This is a genomic window from Kitasatospora sp. NPDC017646 (assembly GCF_044329365.1).
In the GTDB taxonomy this organism is placed as follows: Bacteria; Actinomycetota; Actinomycetes; order Streptomycetales; family Streptomycetaceae; genus Kitasatospora.
The window spans coordinates 158608-176784 of record NZ_JBIRJC010000003.1 but is presented as its reverse complement, the minus strand read 5'-3'; the positions used below and the strand labels follow the sequence as shown (position 1 = coordinate 176784).

Below are 18177 nucleotides of genomic sequence, written 5' to 3'. Positions count from 1 at the left end.
GGGGGAGTGCCAGCGGTGCAGTTGAGGGTGGTGCGCACCACTGCGGAACCCCGGCGCGGGATGGGCAGCGGGTGGGAGTCCCGGGGCGGCGGGGAAGACTCGGCGCCGCCCCGGGAAGTACTGCTCGGTCGTGCTGTTCCCGAACTCCCTGGGTCAGCCGGGCTGTTCGGTGGTCAGGTGCTCCGGCCGGACCGGGATCCGGTTGAGCGCGAGGCCGGTCGCGTTGCGGATCGCCGCCACGATGGAGGGGGTCGCCGACACGGTCGGCGCCTCGCCGACGCCGCGCAGCCCGTACGGGGCGTGCGGGTCGGGCAGTTCGAGGACGTCCACCGGGATCGGCGGGGTGTCCAGGATGGTGGGGATCAGGTAGTCGGTGAAGGAGGCGTTGCGCACCTTCCCGTCGCGGACGATGATCTCCTCCATCACCGCGAGCCCGAGCGCCTGAGTGCAGCCGCCCTGGATCTGGCCGACCACGGAGAGCGGGTTGAGCGCCTTGCCGACGTCCTGGACGGCGGTGAGCTCGACCACCTTGACCAGGCCCAGTTCCACGTCCACGTCCACCACCGCGCGGTTGGCGCAGAAGGTGTACTGGACGTGGCCGAAGCCCTGGCCGGTCTGCTTGTCGAAGGCCTGGGTGGGCCGGTGGTGGTGCTCGCGGGTGAGGTCGATGGCCTCGTCGCCGAGCAGGTCCACGATGGGCACCAGCACGCCGGCGCTCTCCGAGACGACCTTGCCGCCGGCCAGCGTGATGTCCTGGTGGGTCCAGCCGTAGCGGCGCCGGCCCTTCTCGACCAGCGCCCGCCGGACGGCCTCGGCGGCCAGCTTCACCGCGCCGCCGGTCATGTACGTCTGGCGCGAGGCGGAGGTCGAACCGGCCGATCCCACCTCGGTGTTGGCCGGGTGGATGGTGACCTGCTCGACGCCCAGCTCGGTGCGGGCGATCTGGGCGTGCACGGTGACGCCGCCCTGGCCGACCTCGGCCATCGCGGTGTGCACCATGGCGACCGGCTCTCCGCCGATCACCTCCAGCCGCACCCGGGCGGTGGAGTAGTCGTCGAAGCCCTCGGAGAAGCCGACGTTCTTGATGCCGACCGAGTACCCCACCCCGCGCACGATGCCCTCGCCGTGCGACGTGTTGGACAGCGCGCCGGGCAGCGCGCGGACGTCCAGGTGCTCGGTGTCCAGCGGCGGCGGCAGCGGCATCTCCTTGGCGCGGCGCAGCAGTTCGGCCACCGGCGCGGGGGAGTCGATCTGCTGGCCGGTGGGCATGAAGTCACCCTCCGACATGGCGTTCAGCTGCCGCAGCTCCACCGGGTCCATGCCCAGTTCGACGGCCAGCTTGTCCATCTGCGACTCGTAGCCGAACGCCGCCTGCACCGCGCCGAAGCCGCGCATCGCCCCGCAGGACGGGTTGTTGCTGTAGAGCGCGATGGCGTGCATCCTCACGTTCGGGATCACGTACGGGCCGTGTCCGAGCGAGGCCGCGTTGCCGACCACGGCGGGGGAGGCGGAGGCGTAAGCGCCGCCGTCCAGCACGATCCGGCAGTCGGCGAAGACCAGCTTGCCGTCGCGGGTGGCGCCGTGCTCGTAGTGCATCCTCGCCGGGTGGCGGTGGACGTGGCCGTAGAAGGACTCGTCCCGGGAGTAGACGATCTTGACCGGCTTGTTGGTGTGCTGGGCGAGCAGGCAGGCGTGGATCTGCATCGAGATGTCCTCGCGGCCGCCGAAGGCGCCGCCGACGCCGGCCAGCGTCAGCCGGACCTTCTCCTCGGGCAGGTCCAGCACCGGGGCCATCTGCTCCCGGTCCACGTGCAGCCACTGGGTGGCGATGTAGAGGTCGATGCCGCCGTCCTCGGCGGGCACCGCGAGGCCGGACTCGGGGCCCAGGAAGGCCTGGTCCTGCATGCCGACCTCGTAGTCGCCGCTGACGATGACGTCCGCCGTCGCCCGCACCTCGTCGGTCACGCCGAGGCCGGAGACCAGCTTCTGCTCGTGGCAGATGTTGCCGTACGCGTGAGACTTGTACTCGTGCGGCTCGTGGACGTACCCGTGGGTCTCCGGGTCCAGGCACTGCTCCTCGGTGACGATCGGGGTGAGCACCTCGTACTCGACCTTGATCTTCTTCACCGCGCGCCGGGCCGTCTCCGGGTGGTCGGCGGCGACCAGCGCGATCGCCTCGCCGTGGTACCGGATCTTGTCGATCGCCAGCACGGGCTGGTCCTGGATCTCCAGGCCGTAGTACTTGGAGCCGGGGATGTCCTCGTGGGTCAGCACGGCGTAGACGCCGGGCACCTTGAGCGCCTCGGAGATGTCCACCGAGAGGATGTTCGCGCGGGGGTGCGGCGAGCGCAGCGCCATGCCCCAGAGCATGTCCTCGTGCCACAGGTCGGACGAGTACGCGAACTCGCCCCTGACCTTCAGGTTGCCGTCCGGGCGCAGCGGCGAGCCGCCGATGCCGTCCTTGGAGGCCTGGTTGATGTTCTGCAGGTTCTTCTGGCCCTGGATGGTTCGCGTACTCATGCCGTGGCCCCCTTGCCCGAGCACTTGCGGGCCGAGGCGAGCCGCACCGCGTCCATGATCTTCTCGTAGCCGGTGCAGCGGCACAGGTTGCCCGACAGCGCCTCGCGGATGTCGTTGTCGCTCGGCTGGGCGTCCCTCTCCAGCAGGGCGTCGGTCTGCACCAGCAGCCCCGGGGTGCAGAAGCCGCACTGGACGGCCCCGGCGTCGACGAACGCCTGCTGGACCAGGCCCAGTTCGCCGGTCTCCTCGGCCAGGCCCTCGACCGTGCGCACCTCGCGGTCCTGCACCTGGCCGGCCGCGACCAGGCAGGAGCAGACCGGCACGCCGTCGAGGTAGACGGTGCAGGAACCGCACTCGCCCTGCTCGCAGGCGTTCTTCGAACCCGGCAGGCCGACGCGCTCGCGTAGCACGTAGAGCAGGCTCTCGCCCTCCCACACGTCGTCGGCCTCGACCGGCTTGCCGTTGGCGGTGAACGTGACCCTCATGCCGCGCTCCTGATCTGCTTGCTGTAGTCGTTCCAACACCAGGTGAGGGTGCGGCGGGCCATCACGGCCAGCGCGTGCCGCCGGTAGTCGGCGGTGCCCCGCACGTCGTCGATCGGGGAGGCGGCGGCCTTCACCAGCTCGCCGAAGCGCTGGACAACCTCGGTGCCCAGCAGCTCCCCGCTCTCCCAGAGCCCGCGCTCGGCGAGCACGCCCTGGAGGTACTCCTCGGCCTCGACGGCGCGGCGCGGCGTGGGGGCAGCCGAACCGATCCCGGTGCCGACGGTTCCGTTCTTCGGGTGCAGGGCGAAGCCGAAGGCGCACACCGCGATCACCATCGCGTTGCGGGTGCCGATCTTCGAGAACTGCTGCGGGCCGTCCGCGACCGGCACGTGCACGGCGCGGATCAGCTCGTCCGACTCCAGGCAGTTGCGCTTGACCCCGACGTAGAACTCGTCGACCGGGATCAGCCGGGTGCCGCGCACCGAGGCCGCCTCGACGTACACGTCCCGCCCGGCCGCCAGCAGCGCCGGGTGGGAGTCACCGGCCGGGGAGGCCGCGCCCAGGTTGCCGCCGACGCCGCCGCGGTTGCGGATCTGCGGTGAGCCGACGGTGCGGGCCGCCAGGGCGAGCCCGGGCAGCGGCCCGGACAGCTCCTCGATGATCCGGGCGTACGGGACGGAGGCGCCGAGCCGGACGACGCTGCCGTCGTTCGTCCATTCGGTGAGCTCGGTGACGCGGTTCAGGTCGAGAATCGCGGATGGCCGGTGCACGTCGAAGTTCAGCTCGACCATGACGTCCGTGCCGCCCGCGATGGGCAACGCGGTCGGGTACTCAGCCTTCGCCGCGAGAGCCTCGTCCCAGGTGGCGGGCCGAAGGAACTCCATGCGGGTGTCTCCTCAAGTCTTCGCCGACCGGGTGTCCGGTGGCGTGTCGCCCAGTGAACTCCTGTGACCGGGGCCACTGGCAGTCACCGATGGCATGAAGCCCCGGCTGTGAGCCCGCCCGGCATCCTGTACGTTCCTCTAAGCAGGAGAATCCCGCAGCCCAGGTGTTCGCCGGTTGCTACCTACGACCGTAATCCGGCCGTGATTCGCGGGCTACGGGCCCGTGACCCGGTGACCCGCTGGTACGTAACGCCGAGCACGGATGTTCGGGCACACTGTCACCCCCGGACCGCGCGCCCCGCGTCCCCCCACCCCCCCGATCCGGCCCCCGATCCCCGTTCCAGTCCATGGCCCACCCCCTGGTCCACCCCCCGTAAGGAGTCCGCGGATGCGTGTCCGTGACCTGCTCGCCCCCGGCGCCCCACGACTGCGCCTGCTCGCGGCCGAGGAGGAGCTGGACCGGCAGGTCAGCGGCGTGATGACCACGGACCTGCACGACCCCGGCCGCTACCTCCACGGCGGCGAGCTGGTGCTCACCGGCATGCTCTGGCGCGGCGGCCCGGCCGACTCCGAGCGGTTCGTGCGGACCATCGCGGCCGGGGGCGCGGTCGCCCTGGCGGCCGGCGAGGCCGAGGTCGGCCCGGTGCCCGAGGACCTGGTCGAGGCCTGCCGCCGGCACCGGATGCCGCTGCTGGCCGTCCCCGACGACATCGCCTTCGGCACCGTCACCGAGTTCATCGGCCGTCAGGTCTCCGCCGACCGCGCCGCCGACCTCGCCGCCCTGGTCGACCGCCACCGGCTGCTGGTCTCGGCGGCCGGCGGCGGCGGCCTGGACGCCGTGCTGGACCTGCTCGGCGGCGACCTCGACCTGGACTGCTGGGTGCTCGCCCCGACCGGCGCGGTGATCGCCGGACCGGCCGACCGGCTCACCGCCGAGGACCGCGACCAACTGGTCCGCGCCCACCTCGCCGCCCAGCGCCAGCGCCGCCGCCCCCCGCACCGGGCCCGGCTGGCCGGCGGCGCCTACTCGCTGCTGCCCGCCGGGGCCTCCGCCGGGCCCGAGGCGCCGCAGACCGGTTCGCTGCTGGCCGACTGGGTGCTCGCGGTGGCCGGCGACGTCACCGAGTGGACCAACAAGCGCCAGCAGCTCGCCGAGAACCTGGCCCGCCTGGTCGCCGCCGAGCGCCACCGCCGGGACGAGGGCCGCCGGCTGCGCCGCCGGCTGGCCGACGAACTGCTCGCCCTGCTGCGCCGCGACGCCGACCCGGCCGAGATCAGCCGCACCCTGTACGCCTCCTCGGCGATGGCGGCCCGCTACGAGAGCCCCGAACCGAAGTCGCAGACCCAGGACGCGTCCTGGTTGGTGCTCAGTGCGGAGGGGACCGGTCTGCCGGAGGGCACGGTGCGGGCCGTCCTGGAGGAGGCGCTCGGCGGCACCACCGACCGTGCGCTGGTCGCCGGTGCGGGCAACGGCGCCGTGGTGGTACTGCCCGCGCTGGACACCCCGGTGCCCGCCGACACCCTGCGCGAACTGCTCGCCCCGCTGGAGGCCGGGCTCGGTTCGGAGGGCCGGATCACCCTCGGCGTCTCCGCCCCCGCCTCCGAGGCCGGCGGCCTGCGCGGCGCCCTGGAGGAGGCCCGGCACGCCCGCCGGATCGCCGCCGCCCGGGTCGGCCGGGTCTGCGTGGCCGGCCCCGAGGAGCTGGCCTCGCACGTGCTGCTGCTGGCGGCCGTCCCGGACGAGGTCCGGCGCGCCTTCCGCAGCCGGCTGCTGGACAAGGTGATCGCGTACGACATCGAGCACCAGGCGGACCTGGTCCGCACCCTGGAGGCCTTCCTGCGCTCGGACGGCTCCTGGACCCGCTGCGCCGGGCAGCTGCACGTCCACGTCAACACCCTGCGCTACCGGATCGGCCGAATCGAGGAGCTGACCGGGCGGGACCTGTCCCGGCTGGAGGACCGGGTGGACTTCTACCTGGCGCTGGAGCTGGCCTGACCGGGGGCCTCTTCGGCACTCTCATCAGTGGTCTCCCCCGGCGGCCTGACCGGCGGCCTGATCGGCGGTCTCTTCGGCAGCCTGATCGATTCCTGTCAGCTCCGATCGGCCGGCGGTCGATCCTGAGCGTGTCCGGTCCGTTCCTGGGAAGATGCCGACAGAGCCGGAAACGGCCGAGGGCCCGCCGCGAACGCTCGCGGCGGGCCCTCGGCCGTGGTCACATCGGTCACTGCACCGGGATGACCCCGGTCAGCCACTCGAAGGCGCTCGGGACCATCCTCTTCCACATGTCGGTGGTGTGCGGACCGGTGCTCTCCTCGACCTGGACCTTGGTCGGCTCCTTGGCCACGGCGGCGAGCGCCTGGCCGTCCTCGTAGCCGTCGCCCTTGGCGCCGCTGACCAACAGGGCGACCTTCGGTGGCTGCTGGGCGGACTTGAGGATGTTGACCGGGTTGTTGGCCTCGCGCAGCTTCGCGTCCTTGCCGACCAGCGAGTCCGGCTCGACCGCGGGGTCGTTGTAGCCGGACATCGCGATGCCGGCCCGGTAGCGGTTCGGGTGGGCCAGCGACAGCTTGGCCGCGCAGTGGGCGCCGGCCGAGTAGCCGGCGATCGCCCAGCGGTCCGCGGACGGGTCGGCGCGGAAGTTGTCCATCACCATCTGCGGGACGTCGCGGGTGATCCAGGCGTCCGCGTTGATCTTGCCGGGGATGTCGGTGCAGCCCGCGTCCTGGTGGCTGCCCAGCAGCAGGGTGCGCGGCGAGACCAGGATGAACGGCGCGACCTTGCCCTGCTGCATCAGCGGCTTGAGCTGCTCGGAGACCTTGAGGGTGCCGTACCAGGTGGAGGAGGAGCCCGGGTAGCCCGGGACCAGCTCGACCACCGGGAACTTCTTGTCCTTGAACGCCGGGTCGTTGTACTGCGGCGGCAGCCAGACCAGCACCTCGCCGTCGACGCCGGACACCTGGCCCTTGAGCTCGGTCTTCTGGACGTCGCCGGGCACCGCCGGGTCGTTCACGCCGCCGAACTTCTGCAGCACCTTCGGAGGCTGCTTGGCGGCGTCGCCGGACTGGCCGTTCTGGGCGTTGCCCGCCGGGTCCGCCGGCGGCACCGAGGGCACCGCGCGGACGTGGTCACCGGTGCCGAGCAGGTCGTCCCAGTTGCCGTAGATCAGGTTCGCGTTGTTCACCATCACGAAGACCATCAGTACGGCCGTGACCTGGCAGAACATGATCATGACGATCCGGGAGAGGGTGCGCACCGGCTGGGGGCCGCGCACCTTCCCCCAGAACAGCAGCGCCACTGTGATGGACACCGGCACAAGGATGACGGTGAGGAGGAAAAATGGCGTACCTGTCAGTTCCATCAAGTTCTCGTATCCGGGTCGCTCGCCGCCCGGGCCCCAGTCGCCCGAACGCACGTCAATGGCATCAGACGGCTGAGAACCGAAGATCGGTTGCCGTCCGAATCTGTGCGGAACCTGAGAGGAACATCACGTTTCCGAGCTGTTCCCGCTTCGGGTCGGCGCCTAGTCTGTCACCCGGACGGCGGTGCTCCGGACCAGATGTTCAGCGAACTTCCAGGAAGGTCCCCCGGGGCACCTTACCTCCCGGCCCGCTCGCGCCGCCGGGCGAGGCGGTGCGATCCCGCGCAGCCGGGCCAGAGAGACTATGGGGATGAGCACAACCCGCTTTCGCCCGTCCCGCCGCTTCTGGCCCGTGTGCGCCGTCCTGGCCCTCGCGGTCACCGCGGCCGGCTGCAGCAGTACCGGAGGCAGACGCGCCGAGGAGGCCCGCGCCAAGGCCGCGGCCGCCGGTGGCAGCGCCGTCACCACCCCACGCTGGAAGGTCGCCATGGTGACCCACGCCGGCGCCGGGGACGCCTTCTGGGACAGCGTGCGCAAGGGCGCCGAGCAGGCCGCCGCCAAGGACAACATCACCTTCCTGTACTCCAACGACGCGCAGACCCAGAACCAGGTCCAGCTCGTCCAGGCCGCCATCGACCAGAAGGTCGACGGCCTGCTGGTCACCCTCGCCAAGGGCGACGCGATGGCCGACGTCCTCGGCAAGGCCAAGGCGGCCGGCATCCCCGTGATCACGATCAATTCCGGTCAGGAGTTCTCCGCGAAGTTCGGGGCACTGACCCACATCGGTCAGGACGAGTCCTCGGCCGGTCAGGCGGCCGGAGCGGAGCTGGCCTCCCGAGGCCGCAAGAACGTGCTCTGCGTGATCCACGAGCAGGGCAACGTCGGCCAGGAGGAGCGCTGCTCGGGCGCCCAGTCCAAGGCCGGCGGCGGCTTCCAGGTGCTCTACGTGAACGGCGTCGACATGCCCGACGCCCGGGCGGCGATCTCCGCCAAGCTCCAGGCCGACCCCTCCATCGACACCGTGCTCACCCTCTCCGGCCCGATGGCCGCCACCGGGTTGCAGGCCGTCCAGGACGCGCACCGCAGCGTCGAGTTGGACACCTTCGACCTGGGACCGCAGGTGGTGGCCGGGCTGAAGTCCGGCAGCGTCGGCTTCGCCGTCGACCAGCAGCCCTACCTCCAGGGCTACGAGGGCGTCGACCTGCTGTGGCTGTACAAGTCCAACCTGGACATGCTCGGCGGCGGCAAGCCCGTCGCCACCGGCCCGCAGATCCTGACCAAGGACGACGCCGACGCGCTCGCCGAGTACGTCGCGAGGGGGACCAGGTGAGCGCCTCGACCGCCCCCGACCTGCTCGCCCAGGACCGCCCGGCGGCCCTACGGCGGCTGCTCGCCCGCCCGGAGCTCGGCTCGCTGATCGCCGCCGCCGCGGTGTTCGCCGTCTTCGCCGCCGTGGCCGAGCCCTTCCTGCGGGTCTCCTCGCTGGGCACCGTCCTCTACGCGGCCTCGACCATCGGGATCATGGCCGTGCCGGTCTCGCTGCTGATGATCGGGGGCGAGTTCGACCTGTCGGCCGGCGTGCTGGTCACCACCGCCGCGCTGACCTCCTCGATGGTCTCGTACCAGTTCACCGCCGTCACCTGGGTCGGCGTCCTGGTCTCGCTGGCGACCACGCTGGCGGTCGGCTGGTTCAACGGCTGGATGCTCGGCCGCACCAAGCTGCCCAGCTTCATCGTCACCCTGGGCACCTTCCTGATGCTGACCGGCGCCAACCTCGGCGTCACCAAGGCGGTCTCCGGGACGGTGTCCACCAAGTCGATCGCGGACATGCAGGGCTTCGAGACCTGCCGTCTGCTGTTCGCCTCCGAGGTGAACGTCGGCGGCCTGGCGATCAAGGCCACCGTCTGGTGGTGGCTCGGCCTGCTCGTGGTCGGCAGCTGGGTGCTGCTGCGCACCCGCTTCGGCAACTGGATCTTCGCCGTCGGCGGCGACGCGGCGGCCGCCCGGGCGGTCGGCGTCCCGGTCGCCCGGACCAAGACCGTGCTCTACCTGGGCGTCGGGTTCGGCGCCTGGGTGCTCGGGCAGCACCTCCTGTTCTCCTTCGACACCGTGCAGTCCGGCGAGGGCGTCGGCAACGAGCTGATCTACATCGTCGCGGCCGTCATCGGCGGCTGCCTGATCACCGGCGGCTACGGCTCGGTGGTCGGCTCCGCGCTCGGCGCGCTGATCTTCGGCATGGCCAGCAAGGGGATCATCTACGCCCAGTGGAACCCGGACTGGTTCAAGTTCTTCCTCGGCGCGATGCTGCTGCTGGCCGCGCTGCTCAACGCCTACGTCAAGCGCCGGGCGGAACGGGGGCCGCGATGACCGCCGAACTCTCCCCGGGTGGCGAACTCCTCTCCCTGGTCGGCGTCGGCAAGACGTACGGGACGGTCCGGGCCCTCCAGGACGTCTCGTTGACCCTGCGGGCCGGCGAGATCAGCTGCGTGCTCGGCGACAACGGCGCCGGCAAGTCCACGCTGATCAAGATCATCGCAGGGCTGCACCGGCACGACGAGGGCACCTACACCGTCGGCGGCGAGGAGGTCCGGCTCGACTCCCCGCGCCAGGCCCTGGACCTCGGCATCGCCACCGTCTACCAGGACCTCGCCGTCGTCCCGCTGATGCCGGTCTGGCGCAACTTCTTCCTCGGCTCCGAACGGGGCATGCGCCGCTGGGGCGGCCTGCGGCTGGACGCCGACGGCATGCGCGCCACCACCCGGGAGGCGCTCGCGAAGATGGGCATCGACCTCCACGACGTCGACCGGCCGATCGGCACCCTCTCCGGCGGGCAGCGCCAGTGCGTGGCGATCGCCCGCGCCGTGCACTTCGGCGCCAAGGTGCTGATCCTGGACGAGCCGACCGCGGCGCTCGGCGTCAAGCAGTCCGGGGTGGTGCTCAAGTACGTCACCGCGGCCCGCGACGCCGGACTCGGGGTCGTACTGATCACCCACAACCCGCACCACGCCTACCTCGTCGGCGACCACTTCACCCTGCTCAAGCGGGGGCGGATGGCCGGCAGCCACCCGCGTGCCGAGATCAGCCTGGAACAGCTCACCACCGAGATGGCCGGCGGCTCCGACCTCGCCGAGCTCTCGCACGAGCTGGCCCGGCCGTCCGTCGCCGGTGCCTTCGATCCCCGTGAGACCCGCGAGACCCGTGAGGAGCGTCCGCAGCCGTGACCAGCCCCCAAGGCACCACCCGGCCGGCCGTCCTGCCCACCCTGCTCGGCCTCGGCCCGCGCGCCGAGCGCCGCCGCCGGGCCCTGCCCGCGGGGATACTGCGGCTTCCCACCATCGGCGTCGACATCGGCGGCACCAAGGTGGTCGCGGGGGTCGTCGACGGCGAGGGCAAGGTGCTGGAGAAGCTGCGCACCGACACCCCGCACAAGAGCAAGAGCGCCAAGGTCGTCGAGGACGTCATCGTCGAGCTGGTGCTCCAGCTCGCCGACCGGCATGACGTCCACGCGGTCGGCATCGGCGCGGCCGGCTGGGTCGACGCCGACCGCTCCCGGGTGCTCTTCGCCCCGCACCTGAACTGGCGCAACGAGCCGCTGCAGCAGGCGCTCAGCGAGCGGCTGCGCTTCCCGGTGATCGTGGAGAACGACGCCAACGCCGCCGCCTGGGCCGAGTGGCGATTCGGCGCCGGACGCGGCGAGGACCACATGGTGATGCTCACCCTGGGCACCGGCATCGGTGGCGCGGTCGTCCGGGACGGCTACGTCGACCGCGGCAAGTACGGCCTGGCGGGCGAGTTCGGGCACATGCAGGTGGTGCCCGGCGGGCACCGCTGCCCGTGCGGCAACCGCGGCTGCTGGGAGCAGTACTCCTCCGGCAACGCGCTGGTGCGGGACGCCCGCGAACTGGTCGCCGAGGAGTCGCCGGTGGTGCAGCCGCTGCTCGCCCGCGCGGGGGGGACGGTCGAGGGCATCACCGGCCCGCTGGTCACCGAGGCCGCCCAGGACGGCGACCCGACCGCCATCGAGCTGCTCTACGAGGTCGGCACCTGGCTCGGCGTCGGCATCGCCAACCTCGCCGCCGGACTCGACCCGGGCCGCTTCGTCATCGGCGGCGGAGTCTCCGAGGCCGGGGACCTGCTCCTCGGCCCGGCCCGGGACACCTTCCGGCGCACCCTGACCGGCCGCGGCTTCCGGCCCGAGGCCAGCATCGTCCACGCGGCCCTCGGCAACGAGGCCGGCCTGGTCGGCGCCGCCGACCTGGCCCGCCAGGTGGCGCGGCGGTTCCGCACCATCAAGAGGCGGCGAGTGGAGCGCAGCGCGCTGTAGGGGCTGGCGGCAGGGCGGCGGGGGACAGCTGACCGCTGACAACTTTCAGATGACAGATTTCAGCGAACAGGTGACGTCATCTGTTCGCTGAAATCTGTCAGCCGTCCGAGCCGGCGCTGTCCGGAGCCGACCTCTCCCGACTGCCCTCTGCCAACCCCGCCCCCTCCCGAGCCGGCCTCCTCCCGAGCCTGCCGCTCCATCGACGCTTCCACGGTGCCCGGATCCATCGTCCGTCAACTACCCATGAGTAGTAGGCCGATGTGGTTGTCGGATTACCACTCCTGTGGAACAACTGGTGAGTTGACGTCGACTCAGGAGGACTCGGATGAGGGCTCTGACCCGTCTCGCGCCATCACTGCTGCTCGCCACCGCACTGGTCTGGGCCACCACCGGGCCCGCCGGGGCAACGGCGCCGCCGCCGAAGGTGCCGGAGGCGGTGGGGTGGGGCGGGGCGGTGGCATCCGTGGACGCCGACGCCACCGCCGCCGGGATCGAGGTGCTGCGCAAGGGCGGCAACGCGGTGGACGCGGCGGTGGCCGTCGCGGCGGCGCTCGGGGTGACCGAGCCGTACTCGTCCGGGATCGGGGGCGGCGGGTACTTCGTCTACTACGACCACGCCACCGGGCGGGTGCACACCATCGACGGCCGGGAGGTGGCCGGCCACACCGCCGACAGCGGGCTGTTCCTGGAGGACGGCAAGCCGCTCGCCTTCGCCGACGCCGTCACCAGCGGCCTGTCCGTCGGAGTCCCCGGCACCCCCGCCACCTGGGACTCCGCACTGCGCCAGTGGGGCACCCGCTCGCTCGCGCAGACCCTGGAACCCGCCGAGCGCATCGCCGAGAACGGCTTCGTCGTCGACGGCACCTTCCGCGGTCAGACCGCCGACAACTACGACCGGTTCAAGGACTTCCCGGCCACCGCCAAGATCTACCTGCCGAACGGCAAGCCCCCGGAGGTCGGTTCCGTCCTGCGCAACCCCGACCTCGCCGCGACGTACAAGCTGCTCGCCAAGGACGGCGTGAAGGCCTTCTACCAGGGTGAGTTGGCCCAGGACATCGTCAACACCCTGCAGCACCCGCCGGTCGACCCGGCCTCCGGCCGCAAGGCCCGCCCCGGGAAGGTCGACACCGCCGACCTGGCCGCCTACCAGGTCCGCCGCCAGGCGCCCACCCACGTCGCCTACCGCGACTACGACGTCTACTCGATCGCCCCCTCCAGCTCCGGCGGCACCACCGTCGGCGAGGCGCTGCACATCCTGGAGGACGGCGACCTCTCGGACTACAGCAGCACGCAGTACTACCACCACTTCCTGGAGGCCTCGCGGATCGCCTTCGCCGACCGCAACCGCTGGGTCGGCGACCCGGCCTTCAGCGACGTCCCCACCAAGCAACTGCTCTCCGAGCGCTACGCCGCCTCCCGGGCCTGCCTGATCAGCCCCGACCACGCCCTCACCAGCCCGCTCGCCCCCGGCGACCCGCGCCACCCGGCCGACTGCGCGGACACCGGTCAGGCCGTCGCCGAGCCGTACGAGGGCCCCAACACCACCCACCTCACGGTGGCGGACCGCTGGGGCAACATCGTCTCGTACACCCTCACCATCGAGCAGACCGGCGGCAGCGGCATCACCGTCCCCGGCCGGGGCTTCCTGCTCAACAACGAGCTGACCGACTTCGACTTCGCCCCGCTCACCGCCGGCGTCCCCGACCCGAACCTGCCCGGCCCGGGCAAGCGGCCGCGCTCCTCGATGTCCCCGACCATCGTGCTGCGCGACGGCGAACCGCTGCTGGCCACGGGCAGCCCCGGCGGCGCGACCATCGTCACCACCACACTCCAAGTGCTGTTCGGGCGCCTCGACCGGGGGCTGAGCCTGGAGCAGGCCATCGCCGCGCCGCGCGCCAGCCAGCGCAACACCGCCGTCACCCAGGCCGAGCCGGGCTTCCTGGCACTGCCCGAACGGGCCGGGCTGGAGGGCCTGGGGCACCGCTTCGCCGACGGCGGCGAGATCGGCGCCGCCACCGGCGTGGAACGGCTGCCGGACGGCCGCTGGGTGGCCGCCGCCGAACCGGTGCGGCGCGGCGGCGGCTCGGCCGCCGTGGTCCGGCCCGCGGGCGCGCGCTGATCCGCACGCATGTCCGCCCGGAGGCCGGTCGGGCCGGGTTGTCGGTGCCGGGCGGTATGTTCGGGGTGGGCCTCCCTCCGGGGCTGGCCCACCCCCGTCCGCACCGACCGAACCACCGGGAAGGCCGCCCGCCGTGACCGTCCGCATCGCCACCTGGAACATCAACTCCGTCACCGCGCGGCTGCCCAAGCTCCTGGAGTGGCTGGAGAGCGCCAAGCCCGACGTGCTCTGCCTCCAGGAGCTCAAGTGTGCGGCCGACGCCTTCCCGTACGAGCAGGTCCGCGAGCTCGGCTACGAGACGGCCGCGCACGGCACCGGCCGGTGGAACGGCGTCGCCGTCGTCTCCCGGCTCGGCCTGGACGACGTCGTGCGCGACCTGCCCGGCCAGCCCGGCTACCTGGCCGACGGCGCCCTGCTGCCCGACGTCGAGCCCCGCGCCATCGCCGCCACCTGCGGCCCGGTCCGGGTCTGGTCGGTCTACGTGCCCAACGGCCGCGAGGTCGACCACGCCCACTACCGCTACAAGCTGGAGTGGCTGGAGGCGCTGCGCAAGGCCGCCGCCGAGGACGCGGCAGGCCCGCGCCCCTTCGCCGTCCTCGGCGACTTCAACATCGCCCCCACCGACGAGGACGTCTTCGACGTCGCCGCCTTCGAGGGCCTCACCCACGTGACCCCGGTCGAGCGCGCCGCACTGGCGGCCCTCGGCGAGACCGGCCTGCACGACGTGGTGCCGCGCCCGCTGAAGTACGACCGCCCCTACACCTACTGGGACTACCGCCAGCTGGCCTTCCCGAAGAACCGGGGCATGCGGATCGACCTCACCTTCGCCAACAAGCCCTTCGTCGACGCCGTCACCGACAGCTACGTGGACCGCGAGGCCCGCAAGGGCAAGGGCACCTCGGACCACGCCCCGGTCGTGGTGGACCTGGACCTCTGAGGCCTCCGGGGTTCCTTCCGAGGTCACACGGCGTGACGGGTCGTCGCTCGAACGGTCCTGAGCGGTGGCCGGCCCCGGAGGCCCTGCCTACCGTCGGTGAGTGACCGGGTGCAGTTGAAACACCACGTGGACATGGGAGTCCCCGGCTGCGCCCGAGAATCCCGGAGGTTCCGGCATGCGCCCCATGCGTACGGCCGCCGCCGCCCTGATCGGCGCGACGGTGCTGACCGGTCTGACGGCCCCCCTCGCGGCCGCCAGGGACGGTGCGGCCTCGGTCAGCCCGTCCCAGGCCGCACCGGGCCAGACCGTGACGGTCACGGTCTCCTGCGAGAAGTCGGACAAGCCCGACGCCAAGACCATCACCGCCCACTCCGCCGCCTTCGAGGGCGGCCCCGCGACCCTCACCCTGGGAGCCGACGGCAAGCACACCGGCTCCGCCCGGCTGGCCTCCCAGCACAACGGGAACAGCAAGGTCGACGGCACCTGCCCGGACGGCGGCGCCTTCTCCACCAGCGTCAGCGTCACCACGGTCGCCGCCGCCGGCTCCGACAAGGGCCTCGGCGACTGGGGCAAGGCGGCCGGGGAGTGGGCCGGCTCGCTCGGCCAGTCCGGCGCCGGCAGCCAGCAGATCGCCCCGCACGGCGCGGTGGGGACCGGCCTCGGCGGCTCGGTCGCCGGGGACCCCGCGGAGCTGGCCGGAGGGCTGGCCCTGGTCGCGGGCGGCCTCGGCGGCTTCTGGCTGCTCCGGAGGCGCAGTGCCTGACGGCCCCACGCCCTTCGCACCCGCGCACCGCGCCGCCGGACCCTGAGGGGACCGGCGGCGCCTCGACGCGTCAGACGGCCGCCCGCTCCTGCCGCTCCTCGTGCTGCAGGATGCCGCTGGCCAGCAGGTACTGGGCCAGCACGTACGTCGCCATGATCCAGAACTGATGCCCCGGCAGCTCGCGCCACTTCGCCAGCTGGGTGGCGATCAACGTGTCGGACAGCAGGAACAGCGCCCCGCCCAGCCCGGTCCGCCAGCCCAGCCCGGCCGAGGTGACGGCCGTCGAGGTGAGCAGCAGGCTGTAGCCGGCCACCGGGACCTTCAGCTCCCCGAGGTCCGGCCAGAGCTGCCCGACCAGGCCCACCCAGGCCGCCGCGTACGCGGCCGCGACCACCAGTGCGCGCCGGCGGTCGGTGAACGCCCCGCGCTGGACGAACATCGTGACGTAGCAGACGTGCGCCGCCGCGAACGAGCCCATCCCGGCCAGGAACGCGGTGTCGTCCTTCAACTGCAGCAGCACGTCCCCGCCCGCACTCGCCAGCAGCGCCGGGGCCAGCAGCTTCGGCGCCTCGCGCCCGGCGGCGCCCGCCGCCGACACGCTGTGCGCGGCCAGCAGCGGCATCAGGGCCGGCTTGGTGGCGTTCTGCAGCACCGAGGCCCCGGACAGGATCGAACCCAGGTGCGCCGCCGAGGTGGCCGCGAAGCCGCCGAGCAGGCCGGTGGCCGAACGCAGGCGGCCGCCGATGCCGGCGGGGCGGGTGGTCGTACGGATGCTCATGCGGCTGGTGCCTCCGAGTCGCTCGGCTGGGGAGACCCACGACCCTACGGGAGCCGACGAGGCGGGGGAAGACCGGGTTACCGGTGCGTAACCCGGGCGGGGAGCGGCCGGTGACGGCCCGGCCGGCAGACCGGAGCACGGGCGGCCGATTCGACGGCTTCTGCGGAGACTTCCTCAGGAGGACGGTTGCTGCCACCGGGTGACCCGGTCACCGTCTAGTCTTGACCCCGACATGGAGCAGCAGGAGTACGCGGTCGGTGCCACCCGGGTGGTCGCCGGCAGGCCGGACGGGCGCACGGGCGGGGCAGGACGGGGAACCGCCGACGCCGTCCTCGCCGTACGCGGAGCCGAATGCGGGTCCGGCCCCGCCGATGCCGATGCCGATGCCGATGCCGATGTCGTGGCCGGGAGCGGGGCTGACGACTCGCAGACCCCCGCTGAGGAGCTCTCGCCCGACCCGGGACTGCTGCGGCTCGCCCACTGGTTCGCCGCCGCCGCCCCCGGCACCGCGGACGACCTGTGCACCGCCTCCTTCGGCCTCTACCCCGCCCGCCACCTCGGCACCGCCGCCGCACCCGCCGACCCCGTGGTCAGCTGGTGGCACGGCCCGACCGCCCATGCCACCGCCGTCCCGCGCGCCCGCGAGGCCCGGAGCGACGGCGGCCCGCGCCGCGCCCGACGCGACGCGGCCGCGCTGCCCGTCGTCCGGTCAGGCGCCAAGCAGGGTCGGCCCGGCAGGCACCGCAGGCCGGAGCGCAGCCGTGCGCTCCCGGAAGCGCCCTGTGACGTGCAGGATCGGTCCGGTGAGGAACTCCCGGGCGCCGAGCGCCGGATCGCCGCCCGGCTGCTGCTCGCCCACCCGCTGGTCACCGCCTCCGGCCCGCACGCCGACGGCTTCCCGCTGATCCGCCGTCACCGCGACTGGCTCACCGAACGCTTCGACACCCTGCTGGGCTACCGGCTCGTCGTCGGCCCCTGGCACGCCCGGCTCTGCAAGGCCGGCCTCGGCCCCGGCGCCGCCCGCCGTCTCGAACACCCCGCCACCGGCGCCCCGTTCACCCCGGCCGGCTACGCCGGGCTCGCGCTCGCCCTCGCCCTGCTCGTCGACGCCCCCGAGCAACTCCCGTACGGGCAGCTGCTCCAGGCGATGCGAGTGGCCGCGCCCGACCTCGCGGCCGACGCGGCGGGCCCGGCGGCCGTCGACATGGCGCTGGCCGCGCTGGCCGACTGGCAGGTACTGGGCGAACTGCCGGCCGACCCGGACGACACCGCCTTCGTGCTGACCGTCGACCGTGAACTCGCCCGCGCCGTCCCGGCCGGGCCGCCCGCGCTCGCCGACGACGCCGCCGACCTCATCCGCCGTGCCGCCGAGGCCGAGCCCGCCACCGCCGTGCGCCGCCTCCTCGCCGAGACGCCCGCCGTGCTCGCCGCCGACCTCCCCGAGGACCAGTGCGAGTGGCTGCGCGAGCACCGGCTCAGCGGCCCGGCCGCGCTCGCCGAGTTCCTGGGGCTGGAGGCCGAACTGCGCGCCGAGGGCGTCGCCCTGCTCGACCCGGCCGCCGAACTCACCGACCTCGCCCTGCCTGGTACGGGCACCCTGGCCAAGGCCGCCCTCCTGTTGGTCGAACGCCTGGTCGAGGAGGTCCGCCCGCTGCCCGGCGAGGTCACCGGCGGCGACGTCCCGGTCCCCGACGCGCTGATAGACGGCATCCTCGGCGACATCGCCGACGACCACGACCTCCCCGCCCGTTACCTCGCCGACCGCACCGCCCTGCGCCGCGACGCCCTCGACCTCCTCCACCGTCTCGGCCTGATCGCCCCCACCCCCCGCACCACCTGGCTCCTCCGCCCCCCAGCTGCCCGCTACGCGCCGGCCCCCGACCTCCACCCAACCCCCGGCAGCGGCCGCCACTCCCGTCCCACCGTCCCGCCCCCGGCCCGCGAGGGCCTGCGCACGTAGCGAACCGCCGGGCCGCTGATGTCGGGCTCCGCGCCCCCGCGCGGTTGC

Annotated in this window: 14 protein-coding genes; 9 read left to right on the top strand and 5 right to left on the bottom strand. The window is 73.0% G+C overall.

The annotated features are described in order from the left end of the window. Nucleotides 1–153 precede the first annotated feature (153 nt). From pucD to ACH4J0_RS06415, 3 genes are read right to left on the bottom strand one after another with little or no spacing between them, the layout of a single operon-like run. Nucleotides 154–2520, bottom strand: coding sequence for a xanthine dehydrogenase subunit D (pucD, locus tag ACH4J0_RS06425; RefSeq protein WP_396236815.1), 2367 nt, complete (start codon nt 2518–2520; stop codon nt 154–156). Then, nucleotides 2517–3005, bottom strand: a complete 489-nt coding sequence (locus ACH4J0_RS06420; protein ID WP_396236813.1) for a (2Fe-2S)-binding protein — start codon at nt 3003–3005, stop codon at nt 2517–2519. Before ACH4J0_RS06420 ends, pucD begins: the two co-directional genes overlap by 4 nt. Then, a complete protein-coding gene (locus ACH4J0_RS06415; protein ID WP_396236811.1) occupies nt 3002–3889 on the bottom strand; it encodes an FAD binding domain-containing protein in 888 nt (295 codons plus the stop codon). The genes ACH4J0_RS06420 and ACH4J0_RS06415 overlap by 4 nt, the downstream gene beginning before the upstream one ends. A gap of 388 nt (nt 3890–4277) precedes the next feature. Here ACH4J0_RS06415 and ACH4J0_RS06410 point away from each other — a divergent pair, with 388 nt between their 5' ends. Beyond that, nucleotides 4278–5885 carry a PucR family transcriptional regulator gene (locus tag ACH4J0_RS06410; protein ID WP_396236809.1) on the top strand — a complete coding sequence of 536 codons (1608 nt, stop codon included), beginning with the start codon at nt 4278–4280 and terminating at the stop codon, nt 5883–5885. 226 nt (nt 5886–6111) lie between these two features. Here the strand turns inward: ACH4J0_RS06410 and ACH4J0_RS06405 are convergent, their stop codons facing one another. Then, on the bottom strand, nt 6112–7197 hold the full coding sequence (locus ACH4J0_RS06405; protein WP_396236807.1) for an alpha/beta hydrolase: 1086 nt from the start codon (nt 7195–7197) through the stop codon (nt 6112–6114). A 361-nt stretch (nt 7198–7558) separates the two neighbouring features. Between ACH4J0_RS06405 and ACH4J0_RS06400 the strand changes: the two genes are divergently transcribed. The 7 genes from ACH4J0_RS06400 to ACH4J0_RS06370 all read left to right on the top strand — a co-directional run bounded on the left by ACH4J0_RS06400 (nt 7559) and on the right by ACH4J0_RS06370 (nt 15391). Beyond that, nucleotides 7559–8578, top strand: coding sequence for a sugar ABC transporter substrate-binding protein (locus ACH4J0_RS06400; protein WP_396236805.1), 1020 nt, complete (start codon nt 7559–7561; stop codon nt 8576–8578). Continuing rightward, nucleotides 8575–9615 carry an ABC transporter permease gene (locus ACH4J0_RS06395; protein ID WP_396236803.1) on the top strand — a complete coding sequence of 347 codons (1041 nt, stop codon included), beginning with the start codon at nt 8575–8577 and terminating at the stop codon, nt 9613–9615. The genes ACH4J0_RS06400 and ACH4J0_RS06395 overlap by 4 nt, the downstream gene beginning before the upstream one ends. Beyond that, nucleotides 9612–10469 carry an ATP-binding cassette domain-containing protein gene (locus tag ACH4J0_RS06390; protein ID WP_396236801.1) on the top strand — a complete coding sequence of 286 codons (858 nt, stop codon included), beginning with the start codon at nt 9612–9614 and terminating at the stop codon, nt 10467–10469. The genes ACH4J0_RS06395 and ACH4J0_RS06390 overlap by 4 nt, the downstream gene beginning before the upstream one ends. Next, entirely contained in the window at nt 10466–11572 is a 1107-nt protein-coding gene (locus ACH4J0_RS06385; RefSeq protein WP_396236799.1) for an ROK family glucokinase, read from the top strand. The genes ACH4J0_RS06390 and ACH4J0_RS06385 overlap by 4 nt, the downstream gene beginning before the upstream one ends. A 325-nt stretch (nt 11573–11897) precedes the next feature. Further along, complete coding sequence (gene ggt / locus ACH4J0_RS06380) at nt 11898–13691, top strand: gamma-glutamyltransferase (RefSeq protein WP_396236797.1); 1794 nt, start codon at nt 11898–11900, stop codon at nt 13689–13691. Nucleotides 13692–13824: 133 nt separating this feature from the next. After that, entirely contained in the window at nt 13825–14628 is an 804-nt protein-coding gene (locus ACH4J0_RS06375; protein WP_396236795.1) for an exodeoxyribonuclease III, read from the top strand. Nucleotides 14629–14803: 175 nt separating this feature from the next. Next, nucleotides 14804–15391 carry a hypothetical protein gene (locus tag ACH4J0_RS06370; protein ID WP_396236793.1) on the top strand — a complete coding sequence of 196 codons (588 nt, stop codon included), beginning with the start codon at nt 14804–14806 and terminating at the stop codon, nt 15389–15391. A gap of 70 nt (nt 15392–15461) precedes the next feature. Here ACH4J0_RS06370 and ACH4J0_RS06365 read toward each other — a convergent pair whose 3' ends face one another. Beyond that, entirely contained in the window at nt 15462–16169 is a 708-nt protein-coding gene (locus ACH4J0_RS06365) for a lysoplasmalogenase (protein ID WP_396236791.1), read from the bottom strand. A 232-nt stretch (nt 16170–16401) separates the two neighbouring features. On the opposite strand from ACH4J0_RS06365, the gene ACH4J0_RS06360 reads away from it, so the two are divergent. Then, complete coding sequence (locus ACH4J0_RS06360; RefSeq protein WP_396236789.1) at nt 16402–18129, top strand: DUF2398 family protein; 1728 nt, start codon at nt 16402–16404, stop codon at nt 18127–18129. Nucleotides 18130–18177: the final 48 nt, after the last annotated feature.

Excerpts from the sequence above, each read along its gene's own strand:
- ACH4J0_RS06370 (WP_396236793.1), top strand. The coding sequence starts at position 14,804 with ATGCGCCCCATGCGTACGGCCGCCGCCGCCCTGATCGGCGCGACGGTG.
- ACH4J0_RS06400 (WP_396236805.1), top strand. The coding sequence starts at position 7,559 with ATGAGCACAACCCGCTTTCGCCCGTCCCGCCGCTTCTGGCCCGTGTGC.
- ggt (WP_396236797.1), top strand. The coding sequence starts at position 11,898 with ATGAGGGCTCTGACCCGTCTCGCGCCATCACTGCTGCTCGCCACCGCA.
- ACH4J0_RS06390 (WP_396236801.1), top strand. The coding sequence starts at position 9,612 with ATGACCGCCGAACTCTCCCCGGGTGGCGAACTCCTCTCCCTGGTCGGC.
- pucD (WP_396236815.1), bottom strand. The coding sequence starts at position 2,520 with ATGAGTACGCGAACCATCCAGGGCCAGAAGAACCTGCAGAACATCAAC.
- ACH4J0_RS06360 (WP_396236789.1), top strand. The coding sequence starts at position 16,402 with ATGGAGCAGCAGGAGTACGCGGTCGGTGCCACCCGGGTGGTCGCCGGC.
- ACH4J0_RS06410 (WP_396236809.1), top strand. The coding sequence starts at position 4,278 with ATGCGTGTCCGTGACCTGCTCGCCCCCGGCGCCCCACGACTGCGCCTG.
- ACH4J0_RS06365 (WP_396236791.1), bottom strand. The coding sequence starts at position 16,169 with ATGAGCATCCGTACGACCACCCGCCCCGCCGGCATCGGCGGCCGCCTG.
- ACH4J0_RS06415 (WP_396236811.1), bottom strand. The coding sequence starts at position 3,889 with ATGGAGTTCCTTCGGCCCGCCACCTGGGACGAGGCTCTCGCGGCGAAG.
- ACH4J0_RS06420 (WP_396236813.1), bottom strand. The coding sequence starts at position 3,005 with ATGAGGGTCACGTTCACCGCCAACGGCAAGCCGGTCGAGGCCGACGAC.